15 protein-coding genes and 1 pseudogene are annotated in these 22,854 nt (G+C 43.5%); 7 read left to right on the top strand and 9 right to left on the bottom strand.

Annotated elements, in window-relative coordinates; all coding sequences use genetic code 11:
* Window positions 1-50 precede the first annotated feature (50 nt).
* Genes RH86_RS16035 through RH86_RS16020 form a run of 4 tightly spaced genes read right to left on the bottom strand, consistent with a single transcriptional unit; the run spans window position 51 to window position 4,740 of the window.
* Window positions 51-1,193, bottom strand: coding sequence for an ABC transporter permease (locus tag RH86_RS16035; protein ID WP_009387258.1), 1,143 nt, complete (start codon window positions 1,191-1,193; stop codon window positions 51-53).
* Window positions 1,190-2,338, bottom strand: a complete 1,149-nt coding sequence (locus RH86_RS16030) for an ABC transporter permease (protein ID WP_009387257.1) — start codon at window positions 2,336-2,338, stop codon at window positions 1,190-1,192. The genes RH86_RS16035 and RH86_RS16030 overlap by 4 nt, the downstream gene beginning before the upstream one ends.
* Window positions 2,338-3,312: an HlyD family secretion protein gene (locus RH86_RS16025; RefSeq protein WP_009387256.1), complete on the bottom strand. Its 975-nt coding sequence runs from the start codon at window positions 3,310-3,312 to the stop codon at window positions 2,338-2,340. The genes RH86_RS16030 and RH86_RS16025 overlap by 1 nt, the downstream gene beginning before the upstream one ends.
* 9 nt (window positions 3,313-3,321) lie before the next feature.
* Window positions 3,322-4,740, bottom strand: coding sequence for a TolC family protein (locus RH86_RS16020; protein ID WP_038219808.1), 1,419 nt, complete (start codon window positions 4,738-4,740; stop codon window positions 3,322-3,324).
* 298 nt (window positions 4,741-5,038) lie between these two features.
* Between RH86_RS16020 and RH86_RS16015 the strand changes: the two genes are divergently transcribed.
* From RH86_RS16015 to RH86_RS16005, 3 genes are all read left to right on the top strand, one after another.
* Entirely contained in the window at window positions 5,039-8,179 is a 3,141-nt protein-coding gene (locus RH86_RS16015) for an HD domain-containing phosphohydrolase (protein ID WP_009387254.1), read from the top strand.
* Between the two features lie 198 nt (window positions 8,180-8,377).
* Window positions 8,378-8,860, top strand: coding sequence for an N-acetyltransferase family protein (locus tag RH86_RS16010; protein ID WP_411572011.1), 483 nt, complete (start codon window positions 8,378-8,380; stop codon window positions 8,858-8,860).
* Window positions 8,857-10,275 (top strand): NUDIX domain-containing protein, encoded by a 1,419-nt coding sequence (locus RH86_RS16005; RefSeq protein WP_038219806.1) that lies wholly within the window; start codon window positions 8,857-8,859, stop codon window positions 10,273-10,275. Before RH86_RS16010 ends, RH86_RS16005 begins: the two co-directional genes overlap by 4 nt.
* 52 nt (window positions 10,276-10,327) lie before the next feature.
* On the opposite strand, the gene RH86_RS16000 is transcribed toward RH86_RS16005, so the two are convergent.
* Window positions 10,328-11,968 (bottom strand): methyl-accepting chemotaxis protein, encoded by a 1,641-nt coding sequence (locus tag RH86_RS16000; protein ID WP_038219804.1) that lies wholly within the window; start codon window positions 11,966-11,968, stop codon window positions 10,328-10,330.
* A 334-nt stretch (window positions 11,969-12,302) separates the two neighbouring features.
* Between RH86_RS16000 and queE the strand changes: the two genes are divergently transcribed.
* Together queE and queC are read left to right on the top strand one after the other, a co-directional pair.
* Window positions 12,303-12,968, top strand: coding sequence for a 7-carboxy-7-deazaguanine synthase QueE (gene queE, locus RH86_RS15995; RefSeq protein WP_038219810.1), 666 nt, complete (start codon window positions 12,303-12,305; stop codon window positions 12,966-12,968).
* Window positions 12,969-12,981: 13 nt separating this feature from the next.
* Entirely contained in the window at window positions 12,982-13,677 is a 696-nt protein-coding gene (queC, locus tag RH86_RS15990) for a 7-cyano-7-deazaguanine synthase QueC (RefSeq protein ID WP_005597485.1), read from the top strand.
* A 7-nt stretch (window positions 13,678-13,684) separates the two neighbouring features.
* On the opposite strand, the gene RH86_RS15985 is transcribed toward queC, so the two are convergent.
* The 4 genes from RH86_RS15985 to RH86_RS15970 all read right to left on the bottom strand — a co-directional run bounded on the left by RH86_RS15985 (window position 13,685) and on the right by RH86_RS15970 (window position 18,183).
* Window positions 13,685-15,610, bottom strand: coding sequence for a GGDEF domain-containing protein (locus RH86_RS15985; RefSeq protein ID WP_009387249.1), 1,926 nt, complete (start codon window positions 15,608-15,610; stop codon window positions 13,685-13,687).
* Between the two features lie 200 nt (window positions 15,611-15,810).
* On the bottom strand, window positions 15,811-16,161 hold the full coding sequence (locus tag RH86_RS15980) for a DUF2750 domain-containing protein (RefSeq protein WP_005597481.1): 351 nt from the start codon (window positions 16,159-16,161) through the stop codon (window positions 15,811-15,813).
* 101 nt (window positions 16,162-16,262) lie between these two features.
* Complete coding sequence (locus RH86_RS15975) at window positions 16,263-16,874, bottom strand: OmpA family protein (RefSeq protein ID WP_009387248.1); 612 nt, start codon at window positions 16,872-16,874, stop codon at window positions 16,263-16,265.
* Window position 16,875: 1 nt separating this feature from the next.
* Window positions 16,876-18,183, bottom strand: a complete 1,308-nt coding sequence (locus RH86_RS15970) for a TolC family outer membrane protein (protein ID WP_009387247.1) — start codon at window positions 18,181-18,183, stop codon at window positions 16,876-16,878.
* Window positions 18,184-18,577: 394 nt separating this feature from the next.
* On the opposite strand from RH86_RS15970, the gene RH86_RS15965 reads away from it, so the two are divergent.
* On the top strand, window positions 18,578-22,006 hold the full coding sequence (locus RH86_RS15965; protein ID WP_223296358.1) for a cadherin-like domain-containing protein: 3,429 nt from the start codon (window positions 18,578-18,580) through the stop codon (window positions 22,004-22,006).
* Between the two features lie 304 nt (window positions 22,007-22,310).
* Window positions 22,311-22,854: pseudogene (locus RH86_RS15960) on the top strand (calcium-binding protein); the annotation flags it as partial.

Here is a 22,854-nt window from a genome sequence, read left to right as displayed (position 1 = left end):
TTGATTGACCACGCTTTATTTTTATCGATAACAGCTAATAAGCAAGCTCACTATTTATGGTGGGCTTTCTGCTTGCCTCGATGTACTGACCAAAGCGCCAAGCTAAACCAAGCGATGGCTTGTAGCCAAAGCTGGGTGTAATGTGGTGCGACTTGTTGCCAATCAGCCCCCATTTGATTCAGCGCCAAGAATCCTTGTATCGCGGCGGTACTTGGGAAGAGATTCGCTAGCCAAAGCACAATGTTAGGAATGGATTGTGTCGGCCAAATAAAACCCGCACTGAATATGAGTGGCATGGAGCTTATCAGTACCACCAGCGTGACTAATTCTCGGCGTGGTAATATTTGCCCAAGCCATATTCCGATCGCGCTGGTGGCGATTAAAAACGGCAGTAGCATGGTGAGCAACTGGCTGATAGGGGCGAGTTGGTTAACACTGTACATCGTAAAGCTAGCACCGAAGTAATACATGCTAAGTAGGTAATAGATTATCACCAAGATACAGGTGCGAACCGTGATGAGCTGGAGCGCTGGCGTGCGGCTCCAATACCCTTTACCGTGTTTTTGTGTCCCGCCAAGCAATCCTGCTGCCATGGCAAGTGTTTGCTGCAAAATTAAAACAAAAACCGCCGGAACAACATAATCTAGATAGCCCATGCGAGGATTAAAAGTAGGCTTCATATTGAGCTGACTTGGTGCGTATTGATTCACCGCTTGTTCAAGCGGAGTTCCTTCAATCACCAATTTACTGACGGTTGATTTAGCCGCTAGTGTGCCGCCTGCGTGGGCTAAACCTTCGACAATAGTGCCGTAAACCAAGAAATAAGAGGCATCACCTGCATAAGCCAGAGTGGGGCTTTTACCCATTAACAGATCTTTGTAGAAGTGTTCTGGAATTACTAATATGCCGCTCACATCGCCGTTTAAAAACGCCTCTTTGGCGCCGATGATTGAGCTATCTCTGCGGACAATATTGACTTGTGGTGTTGCATCAACCATACGTTCGAGCTGGTAACTGGTTTGACTCAGGTCCAAATTTACGACAGTAATTTTTTGCTCTAGCGGGGTTTGATTGCTATACGGTAATGGGTATAGAAAAGAGTAGAAAACCACACCGCCAAATACCGTGAGCATGACGACTGGATTGGTAAACAGGGCTTTTAATTCTGCTTTAATTAACGACCACAAACTCATGCTACTTGCTCCTGTTTTAAGTGCTTTTTCACCAGCACAAGAGTGAGCAACAATGGCAGGGCATAGCCCAGCATCGGTAACAGTTCATTGATCGCAATGGGCCAGGGTTCGCCGTAGCTGACTTGGTTAACTTGCAGTTCGATGTAGTGGCTGATGGGTAATAAACTCCGCCAAAATTGCGCCAAGCTATTCATATCGGTCACTGGAAAGGTGATACCCATAAAAGCAAAACTAGGCGCGGTGAATGCGCCAGCAAAGCTCATCGCCCTCGCAGGATCGAGTGTCATAAAGAAGAAAAAACTTCCCATGATCATGCAGGCAATCGCGGTAACAAATTGACCAACAACAAGCAGGAATAAGCTGCCATTCATTGGCCATTTCAAACCGATATAGAACCAACACAAAAACGCAAAACCTTGTAGAACAAAAATAGGCAAGTAGGGCGCTAATGTATTTAGGATTTGTTTTGCGGGTCTCTCACCGAGCCAAGATCGTAAACCTCGCATGCGGTGATTGGCCGTTAAAATTAAAATCGTACTCACAACTACAACGATTTGCCATAATGCAGGCACGACCGCTGACACTAAAAACTGCGCATAGTTGCTGTTTTTATTAAACAGTGGGGTTATTTGCGTACGAATTGGGACGGCGTTTGCCATCGCACTGGTGATGGTTTGGTTACCCAGAGTAAGATTCTTCATCGTGGTAACTTGAGCGTTAAACGTCCCTTGTGCTTGCAAAAAGGCGGAATTGACTAACTTACCGATCAGGATGGTTTGGCTGTTATAAAAGACTGAGACTCGCGGCATTAAACCTTTGTATACGTCGCTGTCAAAGTTGCTTGGGATTACCGCATAAGCGTAGATTTTACCCTCAACCAGTGCTTGTTTCGCCTGTTCAACACTTTGCAATTGCTGGATCACAGCCATGCTTGACGTCGCATCGTAGTAGCGCGTTAAGGTTTGAGACATTTCGCTATGAGAAAAATCCACCACGGCGATAGGCAGGTCACGAGCGATCCCGTGTGAGAAGACGGCCCAAATCGATAGCGCCAAGGCAACCGGCAACCACGTTAGGCTGGAAAGCAACCAGCCGTCTCGCCGAACTATCTGCCATTGACTAATAGTGTGTGAATCGCTTGCCATTACAATTCAACCGCTACGCTCATGCCCATACGCAATTCTGGTTCTGCCTTGGTTGGGCGAGCTTCGACCTCAAAAGTTCGCAAATCAAAGCCTTGAGAAGCATCAGTTGAACGCCATGTTGCAAAGTCACCCATCACAGCAATGTGAGTCACGGTAAACTCAACCGTTTTGTCCAAAGCGGGTAGATAAGCGTTAAATGTTGCTCCTTTTTGGAAGTGTTTCAGCCAATCTTCACGAACATTCAACACCGCCCACGAATCTTGTCTATCAACCACAGTAACCACAGGGAAACCTTGAGGCGCTAGCTCGCCACTTTGCAATAGGACTTGAGAAACTTCGCCATCAAACCAACTCATGACTTGTGTATCGGCGGCGAAAGCCTCCACTTCGGCGACTGCGCCTGCGGCCATACGCGCTTTTTCAGCTGCCGCGACTTTGGTCTCATCACGAGCGCCTTCTTTGGCCATTTGATACATTTGGAAAGCGGCACTTTGTGTATATTTTGCTGCTTGCCACTGAGTTAGGGCCTCATCGCGCTTTTGCTCTGCAACAACGCCATCTTGATAGAGGTTGTTGACGCGAAGATAGGTTTTTTCAGCTAACTCTTCAGCCGCGCTTGCTTTCCGCCACTGATCTTTCGCCGCTTGAATTTGTTGGCTACGTGCGCCTTTCTCTGCTTCTTTCGCTAGTGCATCCGCCGCTTTTTCGCCCGCTTTAGCTTGCTCTAATTTTGCTTCAATTTCAGGGCTGTGAATGGTGAAGATAAGTTGGTCTTTGGTGACCACGTCACCTTTGTGAACCAGAACTTGGTCGATACGTCCCGCGACTTTGGACGAAATGCTGTATTGCTGAGATTCAATCTGACCTTGTAGGTGAATAGGCTTAGGCTGGTAAGCTTGATAAAATCTGTAACCTACCCATGAAGCTAGAGCAATTGCCGCCGCAGAAAGCGCGAGTGTTTTTATATTTTTCATGTCCGTTCCTTACAGGCTCTTAGTTGCGATGGCAGTTTGCTGGTATTGAGGAAAACTGTTCATTTGATTTGATAGTGCCAATAGCTTCGCCAGCGAAATAAGATAGTTAAAACTCGCGGCTGCACGCTGTGTTTGAATGCTGGCTAGGTAAAGTTGCGCATCAACCACGTCGGTCGAAGTTGATAAGCCTTGTGAAAAACCTTTGTTACGCAGTTTAAGGTTTTCATGTGCTAATTCGAGACTCGATCCAAGGCCGACCACTTCTTCTTGTGCCTGTTGGGCTTCAAGGTAGGTCTTTTTAACCAGCACGGAGAGATCTTGCTTGGCTTGAGCTTTGAGATACTTGACTTGATTCACTGCACTATGTGCTGCTTTTACTTGTTCGCTACGACCGCTGTTATCGATGAGCGGAATGCTCACTCCAACACCGACTAACCAGTCTGGTTTCATTTGGCTTGCCAGTGAATCGTTCTCATGCAGACTGTAGTCACCATAGAGATATACTTCAGGGTAGTATTTACCCTGTTCCGCTTTGATCAAGCTATTAGCTTGCTTTTCTTTGGCATCGAGCAGATCGAGGCCAGGATAGGTGGCGAGTGTTTGATCAACAAAAGCGCTGAGCGGCGGTAAATTTGAGTTGATAAATAGCGGATCGCGCGGCTCTACTTGTGTTGTTTGGTTGAGTATTTCGCTTAATGCTGATTGGGCGATAACCAGTGTTTTTTGTGCTTTCTTACGCTCAACGGTTGCTTTATCAAGCGCAGCTTCAGCTTGTAAACGCTCGACGCGGGCAATTTGACCTTGTTGTTCAAGTTTGAGGGCATTGTTGCGATGTTTGGTGAGCCCTTGTTCAACTAACTGGCGTGTATGCACGACTTCTTCTGCTAATAAAACGCTGAAATAGTATTTACTGAGATCTTCATAGCGAGCTTGGGTCTCCATCGCCAGTTGGCTGACCGCTTCGTCGGTTTTGCCTTCTGCTGCACTTTGCGCAGCGCTGATTCGTCCGCCGGTGAAAATAGGCCAAATGGCGCGAATAGATGAGCTAAAAATATCACGTTCAGAGATAGTGGAAGTTATGCCTCCAAGACCACTCAAAACTTGGCCTATGACTGGTGTTGGTATTATGGCACCTAGCCCAGATAGGTCGGGTACACCACTTAAGCTGTCGCTAAGTTGTTTTCCTGACACGCTCACATCTTGATCAAGTCGGGTGTAATTCGCGCCTACCGTGACTTTTGGCAAGTTGAGGCTATCGCTGGCCTCTTGCAGGTGTTGATAGCGTTCAAGGTTGGCTCGTTGTGCGGCAATCGAGTTATTGTCTTTTTGCAGTAGCAGCCATGCTTCATCAAAACTGATTTCGGCGCTATGTGCCATAGGTGCCAAGGCGACACAACTGAATAGTACTGAAAGGGAACGCAATTTCATGACAAATACTCAAGAAAATAATTTAGAGTATATACTCTAAATATTCTGTCATCAATGTGTATGGAGAAGGTAATTTGCATAAATGTGAGGTATTTGTTGCACTTATGCAAGAATTATAACGAATGGAATGTTGAACTTTTGTGCAGTTAATTGAATACTAGATTAGTATTATATATTGGGTCACAGCTCTAACTAGGATGATTAGATGTGTGCCACGGGCTTAGGATTATAAAAAAGAAATAATAAGCATAATAACAATGACTTACCTGATTGATGCCAAAGGAGGGCAAAAATCACGATGAAGAGTTCGTCAAAAAAGGCTAGAAAATTTTCAATTCGCTTCACTGTCGGTAGCATGTTTCTATTTGCCACTGTACTTACCGCTATATTTGCTATCAGTTTACAATATTACTTTAGTCGGCAAATGACTGAAGAGCACGTGCTGTCTAAATTGACCATGGCCAGCTCAGAGATCAGTGATTATATTCAACAAATCGATGTCAATGCGACCAGTAGCGCGCAAATTTTACGTACGGTTTCTACTGCTGCGGAAAAGCAGTTTAGTGAGAAAGAAATCCGCGATATCTTCGTTCAGGTGTTAAAAGATAACCCATTGTTCTATAGCCTCTATTATGGCAACAGCGCGGAAGACTTTTATCAAATAATTAACTTAGAATCGTCACCTATCGTTCGTGAAAGAATTGATGCGGTTGAGCAAGATCGCTGGGCTATTATCAAGATTCGTGGGGTCGGTCATGACCGCGTTCGTACCACGGAATATTTTGATGCGTCATTGAAGCGCACGCGGATGTTATCCCAAGAGAGCAACTATTTCCCTTCTCAGCGCCCTTGGTACCACTCTGCAACGAATCATGGCGTTTTTAAGACTGATCCCTATTTATTTAAACATCTCAAAATTACCGGGCAAACCTATTCGATACGCAGTAAAAATGCGGTGATCGGTGTCGATATTGTGTTGTCTTCGCTAAGTTCAAAAATCGCCGAAGATGCGAAAGGGATATATGGCGGTGATGGTGTTGAGGCTTTCTTATTCAATCATAACGGTGAGGTGATCGCCTCGAATATCAATCAGCAAGCGCCAGATACATTGCCAATTAGTGTGCCGATGACGTTGACTGATCAGCAAATTCGCGACGTGCAGCATGCGCCAATATTGAAAGTGTCCAACCAGAATAATTGGGGGCCTTATGATTTTGCACAAGCTGGTCAGCCCAAGGGTTATTCTATCGACCAGCTTAAAATTATATCGCAAATGACAGGCTTACAATTTGAATTCGTCAATGGGTTTACCACTCAGGCACTAATGAATAAGTTTGCTCAAGGTGAATTGGATATCGTCCATTCTTTAACTTCCGAACACCCTCTTAATTTCACGGGTAATAGCGCGGAGATGTATACCGTAGCGCTCGGGGTGGCGATGAACAATGGGAAGCAGTTGCCGAGTGAACTGAGTGAATTACAACAAGGCAGAGTTGGGGTGATTGAAGGGCGTGGAATTCAGCAGTTATTACAAAAACGATCGCCTCAATTAACCATCATTCCGATTGCGGATTTTGAACAGGCAAAGGCTCGACTATTAGGCGGTGGCATTGACTATGTGATCGATAGTTATTTTGCGCTTAATGAAATGAAAGGTGCGGCAGATGCGGACAAGATCAGTGTTGGACACTTAAATGATTTGAATCAGGTTGCTTTTAATCTCTATACGAACAAACCTAATGCTCATCTGCTCCCTTTGATTGAGCAAGCTATTAAACAAATTAGCCCAAAGCAAAAACAGAGGTTGCGACTGAAGTGGCTCGATGAAGATGTATCTAAAGGCGTTTTTGTCCCTTATCCTGAACTCTACAATTTATCACTGGATTCCTCATTACATAAACAGATGATTTCAGCCCAAAATGGAGAGCGATTTTTATATGTCACTCCTGTATCAACGAGCGGTGCGCTAGAGTATTTCGCTGTTGTTGTGCCCAGCGAAGTCATTACCGCACAAGTAATCGACCGATTGGTCACTTCAATCAGTATTACGATCGGTATTATGTTACTTCTCCTGCCGATTGCGTGGGTATTTGGTTCGCCGATAGTGCAGCCCATCAGCCATTTAAGACGAGAAACGTTGCGTATTAAACAGAGGCAGTTTAGTCAAGTACGTTTAGTCGACACACGCATCAAAGAGGTTCACGAACTTTCGCTATCCATGGTTGATATGGCAAGCGAAATTGAACGACATGCCAAGGAGCGTGAGGCGTTTATTGATGCATTTATTTGCCTAATAGCACAAGCGATCGATGACAAATCTCCTTATACCGCGGGCCATTGTAACCGAGTGCCAGAGCTGGGAGTTATGTTGGCTAAGATTGCTGAAGAGACCGATTCAGGCAAATTTAAAGATTTTCGTTTTAATAACGAAGATGAACGACGAGAGTTTAGAATTGCCGCTTGGTTGCACGATTGTGGAAAAATAACCACACCGGAGCATGTGGTTGATAAAGGCACTAAACTGGAAGCGAATTATAACCGTATTCATGAAATACGCACTCGCTTTGAAGTGTTGTGGCGGGATGCGGAAATTGAGTATTTACGTTCACTATTGGATCAAAGTAGTGACAAAGCGAGTGCGTTTGAAAAGCTGCATAATCGCCAATCAGAACTTAAACAGGACTTTGAATTTGTTGCAAAAGCCAATGTTGGCGGCGAGTTTATGAGTGACGATAAGATTGAAAGGGTGAAGAGCATCGCCAAACAAACTTGGTTACGTCATTTTGATAATCGTCTTGGTCTATCTCCATTTGAGGAGTTAAGCAAAGTCCCCCCGCAAGGTTCATTACCAGTGAAAGAGTCTTTATTGGCTGATAAACCTGAGCATATTATTCATCGCGTTCGTCAAATTGAGTTTGAAGAAAAACACGGTATTCAAATGGAAGTGCCGACGCACCAATACAATTATGGTGAAGTTTATAATCTCACGATTTCTCGCGGTACTTTAACACCGGAAGACCGTTTCAAAATCAACGAACATATGATTAGCGGTATTAAAATGCTGGAAGCGTTGCCATTCCCTCCTGAACTATCGAATGTACCGCGCTTTGCTTCTACTCACCATGAAACGATGGATGGTCGCGGTTACCCGAGAAAGCTGACAGCGTCGGATCTTTCTGTCCCGGAAAGGATTTTGGCTATTGCGGATATTTTTGAAGCACTTACCGCAGCAGACCGACCTTACAAAAAAGCCAAGCCATTCAGTGTGGCGATTGACATTATGCATAAGATGGCCCTGGACAAACACATTGATAAAGATTTGTTCTTACTATTCTTAACAAGTGGCGGATTTCAGCAGTATGCAGAGCAATACCTTCCGCCAGAACAAATTGATCATGTCGATATCCGCAAATACATAAACCAGCCAGAGCCGGCTTAATCGCAACGGCTAAAACGATATAAACAAGGAGTGATATTCACTCCTTGTTATTTTAATCAAAGCACTCAATTAAGATAATGGCTGAGAGCAGCTTTAAGGTTCACACGATTTCGATTGTAAAATTTGATGTGAATATTGGCAGTTTTCATTGATTGTCTTGACGCTTCCGAGCAAACTGAGGCTACTTATAACCCATTAATTAGTCTAGCAGTGATCACGATAACCCCCGCTCGCGAAAGCGATCTATATGCGTTGAATGAATTGATGTATCAGCTTCATCATGAGCATCATGTCCAAGCACCAGACAGTTTTAAAACAGCAGAAGAAATTGAGCAAGAGAAGAGCATAGCGCGCTATTTGGATAATCCAGACTGTTTAGTGTTTGTTGCAACCGTGGAGAGTAAAGTGGTTGGTTTTATCACTGGTCATTTTTGTGAATTGATTTCAACGGTGAGTAAGCCAGTGCAAATGGGCAGTATTGACGAATTGTATGTATTGCCCGAATTTCGTAAGCAAAACATTGCTCAGCAGCTCTATTCGACCCTGGAGAAAAGGTTGTTTGAATATGGCGTGAAGGAAGTGTTCGTAGAAGTTTGGGACTTCAATTCCAGTGCCTGTCAGTTTTACTTTAAATCTGGTTTCGCGCACCATATCCACTGGCTAAGAAAGTCGATTCAATGATGAATAAAGCATATGTAAGAATATTCAGTTTAATGGCTGGTGTGATCTTTTCTGTTTTTTGTAGTGCACAGGTTTTCGCGCAGCCTAAAGGTGCTGTTTGTATTATCAATGCCAATAATCAAATCGTGGTTGTTGATGAAATCCTTACGGGTAAAGTGTCGTTACCGGCCGGTACGATTGGTGCGGATGAATTACCCCAAGTCGCCGCTCAAAGAGAGGCGTGGGAAGAGACAGGGTTAGTCGTGACGGTCGGTGAAGAACTGGCGCGAAATGAAAAGGCGATATTTTATCACTGTGTGTCGGATTCAGAGATTATCGCCTTTCAACAACAAGATAAACGGGAAGGGCGAGTATTACCCAACTGGTTTGCACCTCATTATGGTATTGAAGTCTCATCGGCACGTTTAATTGATCCAAAGCAACTGAATGTTGCCGATTATCGTTATCCACAGCAATGGCCGTTGGTACAAGACTTGTTTGCGAAAACAGTGCCTCAGTCAGTCAATTATGTGAGTAATCTCTTCGAGGCTGCACCGGGATACAATCAGGTAGAGTTGCAATGGATTGCCTCGTTGCAATCGTGGGTCGCTCATTTAGATAGCCGTGTCTCGAGTTTTGTCGATAGCTTTCTGCTTACGGGGTTAGTGTTTACGTCAAGCTGGTGGCTACTGCTATTATTGCCTATTTGCTATGGCTATTTTGAACGTAATTTTACGCTCAAGTTACTCTTTACCTTGATCATCACCACTTTATTAGTTCAAGTTGGTCAACTTGGTTTTGCTCAACCAAGGCCATATGTCTATCTGCCATTATTGGAGAAAGGTACGCAAGTTGGCTTTGGTTTGCCAAATCTTGCTATTGCTCTGTGGGCTGTCGTGATTACGATGCTTCTAAAGCGTACCCGTCTATGGAGCTTTAACAAAGGCTCAATGGTTTGTATCGCTCTGTTAGGTTGGCTATCCATCGCCTTGGTTTACAGTGGAAGTGCCTTTGTCCTTGATTGCTTGGCTGGGTTATTGCTTGGTTGGCTGTGCGCTTGGCATATGACGCGTCTAGACCGACAAATTGGTGTTGAGAGTGAACAGTTATTCCAACAAAAAGGTGTCTGGCTTCTGGCGATGACAGCAAGTGGTATTTTACTGTTGTGGTGGCAAACCCCGATGTTACTCACATTGGCACTGATGACCACGGTGATATTATTGGTCATGATGTGCGTACGTTTGCCTGAGCGAGTGACTATGCGGTCAATGATGCTTCTAATACTATTATTGGTTGCTTGTTCATTGGCATTATCAGGGCTTCATAAACAAGTAGATAGCAGCAACTTATACGCACTGCTTGTTGATGGGTTGCATTGGCCGCTATTACTCCTTGTTTCTGCAAGTTATCTGATGATGAATAAAACAAAGGCCTAGCGATGCTAGGCCTTTGGCTATTTAGTGGCAGGATCGGAATCCTCGTGAATCGTTAGCATTTGAACTGGGCAACCAGTTGGTCTAGCTGTTCACATTGTTGATTCAAACTGTCGATTTTATGTTCTGCTTGGCCAACTATGTCGACAACTTCTGAACTGTTGGTCGCAATACGAACGATGTTTTCCGTTACTTGCTCGCTGACTTCGCTCTGCTGAACCGCTGCTGCTGCGATGTGTGTGTTCATATCGCTCATGCTTGAAATCGCTGTCAGGATAGCTTGTAGTGATTGACTGGCTTGACCCGCTGATTCGATAGTACTTTCGCTACTATGACGGCTTGATTCCATGACACTAACCGCTTGTTGCGCACCTTGCTGCAACTTTTCAATCATGTTGTGAATTTCACCCGTACTCTGTTGGGTACGACTTGCAAGAGAGCGAACCTCATCGGCGACAACAGCAAAGCCGCGACCTTGCTCACCAGCGCGCGCAGCTTCGATAGCGGCGTTCAGTGCCAATAGGTTGGTTTGCTCTGCAATGCCACGAATGACATCTAATACAGAAGCGATGTTTCCAACATCCGCATCTAGATCGTGAATAACACCGCTTGCTTTTTCAATATCAGCGGCGAGATCACGGATAGAGCTGACGGTTTTATCCAGAGTTTGATTGGTCGATTGCACTTCAAGGTTGGCATTTTGACTCGCGTTAGCCGCTTCATTGGCATTATCACTCACTACACCACTGGTCGCTTGCATTTCGCTCACGGCGGTCGAAACGAGCTCACTCTCTTGTTGTTGCTGGGTGGTTTGTGAGGCGATAGTTTGAGAAATGGCAACTAGACCGCTTAGTTCCGTTCTGACCGAAGAGTTTGTCGCAACAACCTGCTGAATTGTCGCACGAATTTTCGATACAAACTGGTTAAAGCTTTTTGCTAATTGGCCAATCTCATCATTAGATTTTGATTCGATGGTCTGGTTAAGGTCACCTTCGCCCGAGGCAATTTCACGCATCGCGAGTTGAATATCTTCGATAGGTTTAACGATTGTGCGAATTAGAATAAAGCAGGTTGCAATCGCGAGAAGAATTACGACAAGTGTACCAAGTTGTAGCCACAACTCACCTTTCTCGGCGGCTTTGCTAACATCACTTTGCATTTCCAGTTTTTTGGCATCAATCTGATCTTTAACCACATTAAGTTGCTTACGTGTTGCCACAAACTGCTCTTCATACACTTGTTTGTTTTGCTGATAGATAGGAATCCAATCTGATTGAGGGTTAGCAAGAAGAGCCTCATAGCTGCTAAGCCATTGGTTACCTAATTCCACCAATTTATCAATCTCTTTCGTTGAAGAACCTGGAAGTACACCTGCATCGACGACGTTTTGAATTTTTTGCATACGCGGAATGGCTTTGTACGCATTATCTTCATATTCAAAGTGGTTAAAATCGATCGCTTCTTGGTTGTTTTCCGCCAGTGCGATACCTTGAATTGCGGACGTAGCTTGATAAAGATCTCGATAGGCATCTTCAATGGTGAACAAAGCGGGCATGATGACCTCGTTTAGGTCATCCGTTAATTTACTTTGTTGGTGAGAAATGGTGACATTGAAAACCGAACTAGCAGTAAAAAGAGCAATGATACCGATGAGAGGTAGGGTGATTTTTTGTTTTACGGTTAGATTACGCATCATTTTTGATCCTTTATTAAAATGAGCATGAGCCTGCATATGATAGCTTGTTTAAAAAGTGGAATCTTGTAGGAAAAAAAACTTAATGGACAAAATATTATAATCATATCAATTACATATTTTAATTAATTGCTTAATATTATGACGAGTGTCGTATTTCGTACTGTATGTTGTTGAGTGATGCTGATTTTTATAGTTACGACATTGGTTATTTATTGATGAATAATCTAAGCGATTAAAAAGTAGGAACATACGATTGCGTTATTTGACCTAGACAAATGAGTGCTATATCGTCACGACCCAAGACAATGATGTGTAGCATAGGGTGACGTACGGTTTGTACAAATTAAATGAAATGTTTGAAACGATTCAAGGTGAAGGAGCATTCACCGGAACACCTTCGGTTTTTATCCGTCTGCAAGAGTGTGCGGTCGGTTGTGCTTGGTGTGATACCCAGCAGACGTGGAGTGCGGACCCTGAAGATGAAGTGAAGTTAGTTGATATACTCGCTAAACAAGGGGATTCATCAACATGGTGTCGTGTTTCGAGCGCTGAGATCGTCGCGTTGTATCAACAAAAATACAGTGCTAAACATATCGTGATCACTGGTGGTGAGCCTTGTATCTATGATTTACGACCTTTAACCGAGGCGTTTGAAAGCATTGGTTGTGTTTGTCAGGTTGAGACTAGTGGTACTGCGGATATTAGAGTGTCCGAACAGACGTGGGTGACAGTGTCACCAAAAATTGCAATGAAAGGCCGTCTTGAAGTTCTTGAAGGTTCATTAATCCGCGCTAACGAGATCAAGCATCCAGTCGGAACACAAAAAGACATTCAGCAGTTAGATGATTTACTTGCAGGGGTTACCATCAAGCCTTCAACTGTGATTGCTTTACAACCGATAAGCCAAAAGAACAGAGCTACGCAATTATGCATTGATACCTGTATTGCTCGTAACTGGCGTCTTTCAATCCAAACGCACAAATACCTTGAAATTGCTTAGTAAGGAAAACTCAATGAAAAAAGCAGTGGTTGTTTTTAGTGGTGGTCAAGATTCCACCACGTGTCTTGTACAAGCATTGAAAGAGTATGATGAGGTTCACGCGATTACCTTTGATTATGGTCAGCGTCATAAGTTAGAAATTGAGGTCGCACAACAGTTGGCCATTGAACTTGGTGTTGCGGCACATAAAGTAATGGATGTCGGTTTATTGAATGAACTCGCCATTAGCTCGTTAACTCGAGATGACATTCCCGTGTCTCACGAACTGCAAGAAAACGGCTTGCCAAACTCATTTGTGCCAGGGCGCAACATTCTTTTCTTAACTTTGGCGGGTATTTACGCGTATCAAATTGGCGCTCAGAGCGTTATTACAGGTGTGTGTGAAACAGATTTTTCAGGCTATCCTGATTGCCGTGATGAGTTTGTAAAGGCGATGAACAGTGCATTAGTTAAAGGCATGGATCGTCAATTCACTATTAAAACACCGCTGATGTGGCTCAATAAAGCTGAAACATGGGCCTTGGCCGATCAATATGACGCGTTATGCTTGATTCAAGAAAAAACACTTACATGTTATAACGGGATTATAGGTAGTGGTTGTGGTGATTGCCCAGCTTGCGAACTTCGCAAAGTGGGCCTCAATCAGTATTTAGAGGATAAACAGACCATTATGCAGCAATTAGTACAGAAGCAAGCTACTGATAGCTGATTTTTGACTACTGATATGCATCGATAATGCGATTCTTACCCTCGGTTTTTGATTTGTAAAGCGTGTGGTCGAGAATCGCATATAGCTCGTCAAAATCACTCAGTGCTTTTGAGGTGGCTAAATAACAGAAGCTTGTTGATATAGAAAGCGACTCGCCATTGTCTGATTTAAAGCCGGCCTCGGCAATTGCGTGATGAAGCCGTTCAATTCTCTCAGTTACATCCAGCTCGTCGACTTCGGTTAATAGGACCATAAATTCTTCTCCGCCAAGGCGGCCAACGATATCTGAGTTATGCAATTGACTTTGAATCTTAGCAGTGACGTGTTGCAAAGCACGATCACCGCATGAATAGCCGTATTGATCGTTAAAACTTTTAAAATCATTTAGATCGATAATAACCAACACGTGTTTCAACGTACTGTTGCTGGCGACTTTTTGCTGTTTAATTTGTCTTATGGCAGCAGATCGAGTTAAAGCCTCGGTTAAGTTATCTTTTTCATATCGTGCAGTTTCATTACGGCGGTAGTAGATATAGCCGATGAAACTCAATGCTAGTAATACGATTCCAAATAACGCCAAATGATTTTTCTCTTTTAATCTGGATAATTGTGCACGCAAAGCTGCATTATCAATCGTCAGTTCAGAGACTCTGCTTTCGTTGTCAAAATTTCGTCTCGCGGTATCAAGAGCTATAAATGCTGAACGATGCTCTTTATCGCGCTTGCTTAGTTCCGAACGGGCGTATAAGCGATAATAGGAGAGAGCGAGGCTAAAGTTACCTTGTAACTCAGATAGTTCTGCGAGTAGCTTGAGTGATTTGGTTTTAAGTCGCTCACTACTCACCGACTCAGCGAGATCATGTGCTTGGAGCGCAAACTCCCTTGCTGCGAGAAGTTTATCTTGTTGTTTATGAGCGGACGCGAGAGTAAGGTAGATCTCACCGCGAATTTGTGGATTATCTTGTTTGGTTGCGCTCTCTAATGCGCTGAGTAGGTAACGGGTACCTTGCTCGAACTTGCCTAAACCAATGTATGATTGACCTAAACCGAGTTGTGCAAACGTGAGTCCAATGAGGTGACTATATTGTTTAACTATTTGTTTCGACAGCGTAAAATGTTCGATTGCCGTTCTATAGTCCCCTTGTTTTAGGGTCACCTTTCCCATGCTGTGATGCGATTGTGCCTGTTTTAATGGCGACATGTGCTCACCGCGCATGGTTAACGCAATATTGATATATTGCTTCGCTTTTTCAAAATGGCCCAGAGTCGATAGTAATAACCCAGCATCATTATAAATTCCGGATGAGTCAACGTAGTCCGGGATATGAGCTAACAATTTTTGATAGGTGTCGAGGGCTGCTTGATAGTTACCGAGAAACTCTTGATTGTTCGCGATAATGCGATGAGCCATGTGCTTGGGTAATAGAGCGTTAGGTGTATCTTCAATATGGGTGTTTAACGATGAGCAGTAAACATTGGCTTGTTGGTATTGTGCCTGGCGATTTAATACACGGCAGAGATGGTATTCAAAAATAATTTTTCCATCGAGCGAGTCTTTTTTTTCTGCGTATTTCAATAATGATCGATAGCGTTGATTAGCGGACGCGAAGTCGAGTTGTTCTTCAGCATTCAATGCGTCAATGAAGTTTTTCTCATGTGCGGTGAACTCTGCATCAAATAAGTGTTTTTTACTATGGTAAGGCTGACCATTCAGGATCATGAAACCGTGTAATTTACTGCTGACATATAACTTTTCAATGCCCGGTTCTAATGCATTGTAACGATCTTGCAGCAGTGATAATGCACGCGACTTGTCACTTTTCAATGCGTTCGCGTATGTTTCTTCCCATTGAGAATGTAAATCTTGGCTATTTGATGGAAAGGTAGCAAGCAAAGCGAAAGAGCAAGTGAGCTTAACCAGAATTCGGTTCATGAATCTCAGTGAATCATTAGTTATTGATTTAACAGTCTATAATAGGTGAGCTTCAATTAAGGAACAACGTATTGGTTATTGATAGTATTAGTGATGATGGTAAATGGGATGGGAGTCTCATTAGAGTGTTGGTTGCAATGATGGTTCTACAATAAAAGCAAAAAAAAACGCCAGTGTTGGCGTTTTTTCTAAAGGGTTATTTATAGATATAGCTTAGCAAGGTCGCTAGGCTCAAGCTCTTTACCCTCTAGTGTCGCATTCCAGTTAGTACCTACAAGAACACCGTCTTCTGCAAGAGTCAGTAACCAATCCTCAACAAAGATGTCGAGTGGGATTTCGAGCACTTCGAAATCTGCCCATTCTTCAACGTTATGCGTTTGCGCATCTTCCTTCGTTGACCAAAATGGCATCACTTCACTTTCTTCAAACTCAGTCGAGTCACAAGATAACCAACCTTCTTCGTTACGCAAGCCCCAAACAAGTTGAGTTGATTTTGTCTCTTCAACAAAAAGTGCCAAGTTTGCTTCGATATCAGCCGTTAATTTGCTCATAGTTATACTCTCATAGATAGAATTGCCGTAAGGTTAGCACCGCATTGCGTGGATACCAATAAAAAAGGGAGCAATTGCTCCCTAAATTTAATAATTGGTTGTTATTTGGGTAACCGGGTGAAAATAGTCCATTCTTTAACGACATCTCCCTTGTAACCTATCACGTTTGCAATCACCTTGCGGTTGCGTGCGTGACTAATCTCATCGTCACCAAAGTCTTCAAGATGCGTTTCACCATAACCGACAATTGTTACACGATCTGCCGGTATGCCATAGGACTCAATTCTTTCATCAACGGCGATAGCACGCTGTTTTGACAAGGCAAGATTATACTCTGCATTGCCCACCTTACTCGCATAGCCTTGTATCTCGATAGAAGTTTCGGGATATTGCTTAAGAAACTCAGACATTTGACGAATTTGGTTGTTAAATAGTGGTTGGATGTAGCTTGAATCATTAGCAAACAAGATATGTAAGCCAAACTGCTCACTTGAAGTGACGACCAAACCACAGCCATCGTTATCGATCTTTGAACTTAATGGCGTCTCGGTACACAGATCTCGCGCGTTAATGACGCCATCGTTGTCATCATCTTGAAGATCAGCAACTTGGGTTGGCACTGGTGTTGCTATGTAGTCGTATTGACTGTCTCGATTGACACAAGCAGTCAGGCTTAAGCTAATGATTGATAAAGTAAGGATATTTTTCATCATATTAGTACTCTGCTGCTTGATTCCATGCTGTTGGTGTATCGACGCGTAGTGACTCGAGTAATCGACCGGTCGCGTTTAATACTCGATATTTTGCAAACTGCTCTTGATATTTTGCATCTAGGTAGCCTTTACGCGCTTCAAACAATTCGTTTTCGGTATTGAGAACGTCTAAGAGGGTTCGCTTTCCGAGCTTGTATTGTTTTTCGTAGGCAATCACTGTTTCTGATGCAGAATCTACGTGATCCGCTAAAAACTCTTTCTGCTGTACGGTGAGATCGAGAGCGCTCCAGGACAAACGAAGTCCTTCTTCTACTGAGCGGTAAGTTCTATCACGCAGATCTTTTGCTTTATTCAGTTGATATGCCGCACTTTCAGTTCGGTCAGCATCAGAACCACCATTGAAAAGGTTGTAGCGCAATCTTAGCATGGCTGAAAATTCGTCACTTTCGCCGACAATTCCACCAGCATCATCACGCCAAATTTGCGACGCTTCTACTGAAAGGGTTGGGTAATTAACCCCTTTACTTTGGTCGTATTGAAATCTGGCTGAATCAACATCAACAAGGGCCACTTGAATGACTGGGTGGTGATCTTTTGCAAGGTCGAGTGCTTCTCCCAATGTATAAGGTAGTGAAGCTTCATCAGCACGCGGGAATACAAGGCCTAGTGGTGCTTGCCCAACAATACGTTTGAATTGTGTGTGTGTATCAAACATGTTGTTTTGTGCCGCAATCAAATTGCCATGGGCTTTTGCGATACGAGCCTCGACTTGTGAAAGGTCGGCGGTTGATCCGATACCTGATTCAACTCGTTTTTTGATATCAGTATGAATTTTTTTGTGGACCGCTAAGTTAGCCTCTGAAAGCTTTAGCACATCGTAGGCTTTGGTTGCGTCGAGATAGATTTTCGACACATCAAGCGCCATGTCAGATGCATCAGCAAGTAACTGAAAGCGTACCGATTCAGCATCAGCCGCGGTTCTGTCCATGTCGTTTAACGTCGCGTTCCCGTCCCACAGTAGTTGCGTTAGGCTTAAGGTCGCTTCTTTACGGGTCAGTTCGTTATCAATTCCAGATGCTAGATCGACACTTTCATAACCAATACCTGCGTCCAAGTCGATTTTAGGTAGGTACGCACCACCAGAAGCTTCGGCGTCATAAAATTTACTTTGGTACTCGTTGTAGGCCGCCTTTATCTCTGGATTGTTATTTAGAGTGAGTGAAACGGCTTGTTCTAATGTTTGGCCGTGAACATTCAAGCTAGCAGCGACAAGTAAACTGAGCGTGCTGAGTTGTCTTATTTTCACCATTATTCTCCTAGAAATGCTCCTTGGTGAAGGATACTACTCAAAAGTGGGTCTTAAATTTGAGAATAACCCGCCTGTTATCAACTAAATTAACATTGAGAACAGCAGATCGCTATTTAAATTAATAACAAAAGTACAACACTGAATGAGATTATTACATTTGAGAAAAGCGATGTGGTGTTTTTTTTGAACGCATTTTTTTGGGGTGATACTAGACGCATCGTTATCCACCTTTACTGACAACGGTGTTATCAAAAAATACTGGTATTTTATTTGTGATAGTCTCAATGATGGTAATTAGGGGTAATTTGTTAGTTAAAATCTTTTTTATTTGTAATTGGGGTGTTAATTTGCCGAGAAGTGTGAATAGGATTTGCTTGCTTAAGCAACAAATTTTGTGACGAAAGTAACGTATATTTCAGTTGAGGCAAAATTTATGGGCATTGGTGGCTTTTTGTCATTGGCTAATTTGGCCAGTGGTCAGGTTCTGGTAATCGATATTAATGGTGACATAAGAATACTTAATAACGGAGAACAGCCACTACCTGGGGAATTAGTGCTCGATTTTCCGAGTATGGAACAAGCAGATCATATAAGCGCGCAGCAAGTAGACAATAATGGTCAACTAAATGATGTATCTCAAGATATCGCGGGGATAATATCGGCTATTGAGCAGGGAGAAGACCCAACATTGTCTGACCCTGAGCTTGCGCCTGCTGCCGGCGGTCCACAAGGCTCAAGTCTTGGCTTGTCAGGAACGGTAGGCCGTGATGGAAGTGAAGTGCTTGCTGAGACCATATTTCAAACTGAGGGTGCCAGCCCTCTATTACTTTCGCGTACTCAAAGCCAGGGTTTGCTTCAATTGCTCAATTCTCCTGCGGATTCATTGACAGGTATTACACCTACTACGCCAACTATTCCAGCGACTCCACAAAACCCACCTACAGCAGTCGATGATCCGGTTGGTTTTAGCCTTACTCAAGGGGATATGTCACCAGCAACGGGCGCGAGTAGTGGATGGGGGGATGTGACGTTATCAGGAAGCTTCAATGGCATTGATGCGACCATCAATGTCCTCGACGATGATCGAATTGGAGTGACAGATGGCGCATCTTGGGCTGGTCCAACTGGGCAACTGCAATACGACAGAGAGTCAGGTCAATCAGAAAGACTGAGTATCAAGTTTGCTCAACCAGCCACAGAAGGACGTTTTGCTGTTACTAACTTATATACGAATGAAGGCGAAGGTAAGGCGAATCATGAAACTGGCACTTGGGTGGCTTATCTAAATGGTGTTGCAGTCGCCAGTGGAGTGATAGAAGCGGCCAATAATGGCGGAAAAACGTTCGTTGATATAGATACTGATGGTTATGCCTTTGATGAAGTGGTATTTCAAGCCAATGAATATGGCAATGGCTTGGTTGATGATACCCAAAACGATTCTTCAGACTTTTATATTGCCGGTATTGAAGTGAGTTCAAAAGATACTTATGCCACCAATCAAGGCGAAGAGTTAAGAATACCAATTGCTGATATCCTCGCTAACGATAGTGATCTCGATGGCGATACGCTTACCATCACTTTTGTTAATGCGGATGGGACAAGAGGTGAAGCTCGTATTGAAGGTGATGAAATCGTATTTCAACCAAATGGCGCTACGTTTGGTTCTACTCAGTTAGAGTATCAAATTACCGATGGTAATGGCGGTTTTGATGAAGCAATCATTAATGTCATTGTTAATCCTAAACCTGAAGATTCACTCGTCAGCGGCGTGTTCTTACGTGACTCTGATGGCGTAGAGCAGGACACCAATCAAGTCAATGAAGGTGAGTCGTTGATTTATACCGTCGTATTGGATAAACCAACATTTGGCCCAACAACCTTTGATGCATTGTTTTCTGGAAGTGCAGATGGTAGTGATGTGGATTACTCAAGTTTAACCTTTACTAACGGTGTGACACTGGTGGAAGGCGCTAATCCAGGCGAATTTCAATTTGTTGTTCCTGAGGGGGTTAAAGAGTTTGATGTTTACGTCCCAACTATCGTTGATGGTCAGCAAGAAGATCCTGAGCAGTTAACATTGACCGTTGGTTCGACTAACAGTGATGGCGCTTTAGTTGAATCGTCAGGAAGCGGAACGATTATTGACAATAGCGCCCCAAGCTTTGATTCAGACCCATTTGCTTACCAATTGAGCCAAGGTGACATGCGCACCGCAGATAACGGAAAAGATGCGCCAGAAGATAATGAACTGCAATGGCAGGACGTCACTCTGAGTGCGCAGTTTGGATCTCAAACCGCGAATGTGAGTGTTGATAGTAATAATGGCCAAGTGGGGATTGATGATGGCGCTCCGCAAAATGGTCCTACGGGTCAAATTCAATATGACCGTGAAAGCGGCACATCCGAAAAATTAAGCGTTAAACTTGATGCGCCAGCTACCTCAGGCAGCTTTACTATTTCTCGTTTATTTGCCAATGAAGGTGAAGGGAATGACAACCATGAAGCAGGTAGCTGGATTGCGTATTTAGATGGTGTTGCCGTCGCTAGTGGTTCCTTTGATGGTGCTGAATTAGGTCGAGGAAATAAAGGTGAATTCCAGATAGAGACGAATGGTTATGCGTTTGATGAAGTTGTGTTCTCCGCGACCGAATACAGCGAAGGTGTCCAAACCGAAAGCGCAGAAGGTAAGCAGGATTCGTCAGATTACTTTTTGGCGGGCATTGAAGTTGAAGCTAAGGATGGCTTTACTATTATTCGTGGTACCACACTCACCATCCCAGCCGAGTTGTTGCTTAATAATGCACACGATCTTGAAGGGGACAAGCTTAGTATTGGTGACATTTCCGTTCCTTATGCGGCGGGCGGGGTAAAGATTGTCGATGGTAATATCGAGTTTTATTCTCGTAGTGCGTATAAGGGTGATACCGTAATTTCGGTCGAAATCGTTGATGAACATGGCGGTAGCACGGTTGCTGAGATTCCGGTAAGTCTTAAAGGCGCACCACATGCAGCGGAGGTTATATCCGAAGATCTAACTGCTATTGCGGTTAACGGGGATGAATACTCACAGCTTGAAGTTGCCTTCGACAAAGTGACTTTAGAGCCGACTATGTATCAATTGGATTTCTCTTTCATCAATGGCCAAATTGATGCTGCAAATGATCTTTCGTTTACTAATGGCGTCAAAGTGATCTCGCAAGACAGCTCAAGTTTTATTTTGGAGATCCCTGAAGGAATCAAAGATTTCGATATCTATGTCGATGCGGATAAATTGTCTGCAGGAAGTGATGCCACCATTGTTGCTGCAGAGACGTTAAGTTCAACAAAGAGCGCGACAGATGGCAATGATATTATTGTCGGAGAAGAGAGTGATGATCAACTAGAGGGTAAAGCCGGTGATGATTTACTGGTTGCGCGCGCTGGTGATGACACTTTACTGGGCGGCCTTGGTGAAGATACTTTAATTGGCGGATTAGGTGCGGATATTTTAACCGGTGGCGATGAGGCTGATATTTTTAAATGGCTTGATTTTGAATCATCAGCAACGAATATCGATACTGTTACCGATTTTGAGCTAGGCGCTGACAAGTTAGATGTGACCGAATTACTTGGCAATGAACCTTCTATGCAAGATATGTTGGATAATATTGTGATTGAAAAGGGCAATAATCTCGATATTACGCTTTCTGATGGTGATGGCAGTGGGATTAAGATCTCGCTCGAAAATAGTAATAATCAATTTGACTCGATCGATTCAGGCCCAGTCACTGGCGATAATTTAAAAGTGTTAGTGGATTCACTATTCGTTAATTTACCCGATTAAACCAAAATTAATTACTAAAGGGCCTTACGGCCCTTTTTTTATACTTAAATTCAGGTTGAAAGTATTAGAAAAGTATGAGTGATCTTCTGCGAAGAATGGAAGGGAATTTATTTAAATTGTCTTAAATACGAGATGTTAAATTAGTTAATAATAGTGAGGTTAATAAGTTACGCGAGCCGATGTATGACATTTAGTTCATGGCTTACATATCATTCTTAATCGCGCGAATTGTTAATCTCGGATTTATCAGGAATTAAGTCCGATAGCAAAAAATAAGTGCATATAGTAATCAAAGGACGCCAAAGTGATTAGTCAATCAGATCAAAAAAACGACCCGCTAAACACCTCGACAAAAGTAGCTAACAATAATAACAGTGTACAGCAGAGTGCCAATCAGCCACCCATTGCAGTTAATGATCCCGTCAGTTATACCTTAGTTCAAGGTGACATGACGCTTGATTCAAGCATCAATGGTGCGGGTTGGGATGAAGTCACACTTTCTGGCTCGTACAAAGGTGAGCAAGTCGAAATAAAGATTGATGATGAAGATCGCGTAGGCGTGACGGAAGGCGCGCCATGGGCGGGCCCTTCTGGCCAGGTGCAATATGATCGCGTTGAAGGTGAATCAGAAAAGCTAAGCGTCAAATTTGATAAACCAGCGACGAGCGGTAAATTTGCGACAACGAATTTGTATGAAAATGAAGGTGAAGGTCAGAACAATCACGAATTTGGCGTGTGGATTGCTTACCTAGATGGCAAACCCGTTGCAAGTGGTTCATTTGAAGGCTCTTACAAAGGCGGAAAAACACTGTTTGAGATTGACACCGATGGTAAAGCGTTTGATGAAG

The sequence above is a fragment of the Vibrio sp. N418 genome (assembly GCF_000222565.1).
Taxonomy (GTDB): Bacteria; Pseudomonadota; Gammaproteobacteria; order Enterobacterales; family Vibrionaceae; genus Vibrio; species Vibrio scophthalmi.
The sequence above is the reverse complement of the archived record's forward strand: the minus strand, read 5'-3'. Positions and strand labels throughout refer to the sequence as shown.

Excerpts from the sequence above, each read along its gene's own strand:
- RH86_RS16020 (WP_038219808.1), bottom strand. The coding sequence starts at position 4,740 with ATGAAATTGCGTTCCCTTTCAGTACTATTCAGTTGTGTCGCCTTGGCA.
- queC (WP_005597485.1), top strand. The coding sequence starts at position 12,982 with ATGAAAAAAGCAGTGGTTGTTTTTAGTGGTGGTCAAGATTCCACCACG.
- RH86_RS15970 (WP_009387247.1), bottom strand. The coding sequence starts at position 18,183 with ATGGTGAAAATAAGACAACTCAGCACGCTCAGTTTACTTGTCGCTGCT.
- RH86_RS16025 (WP_009387256.1), bottom strand. The coding sequence starts at position 3,312 with ATGAAAAATATAAAAACACTCGCGCTTTCTGCGGCGGCAATTGCTCTA.
- RH86_RS16000 (WP_038219804.1), bottom strand. The coding sequence starts at position 11,968 with ATGATGCGTAATCTAACCGTAAAACAAAAAATCACCCTACCTCTCATC.
- RH86_RS15975 (WP_009387248.1), bottom strand. The coding sequence starts at position 16,874 with ATGATGAAAAATATCCTTACTTTATCAATCATTAGCTTAAGCCTGACT.
- RH86_RS16015 (WP_009387254.1), top strand. The coding sequence starts at position 5,039 with ATGAAGAGTTCGTCAAAAAAGGCTAGAAAATTTTCAATTCGCTTCACT.
- RH86_RS16035 (WP_009387258.1), bottom strand. The coding sequence starts at position 1,193 with ATGAGTTTGTGGTCGTTAATTAAAGCAGAATTAAAAGCCCTGTTTACC.
- RH86_RS15985 (WP_009387249.1), bottom strand. The coding sequence starts at position 15,610 with ATGAACCGAATTCTGGTTAAGCTCACTTGCTCTTTCGCTTTGCTTGCT.
- RH86_RS16005 (WP_038219806.1), top strand. The coding sequence starts at position 8,857 with ATGATGAATAAAGCATATGTAAGAATATTCAGTTTAATGGCTGGTGTG.
- RH86_RS16030 (WP_009387257.1), bottom strand. The coding sequence starts at position 2,338 with ATGGCAAGCGATTCACACACTATTAGTCAATGGCAGATAGTTCGGCGA.
- RH86_RS15980 (WP_005597481.1), bottom strand. The coding sequence starts at position 16,161 with ATGAGCAAATTAACGGCTGATATCGAAGCAAACTTGGCACTTTTTGTT.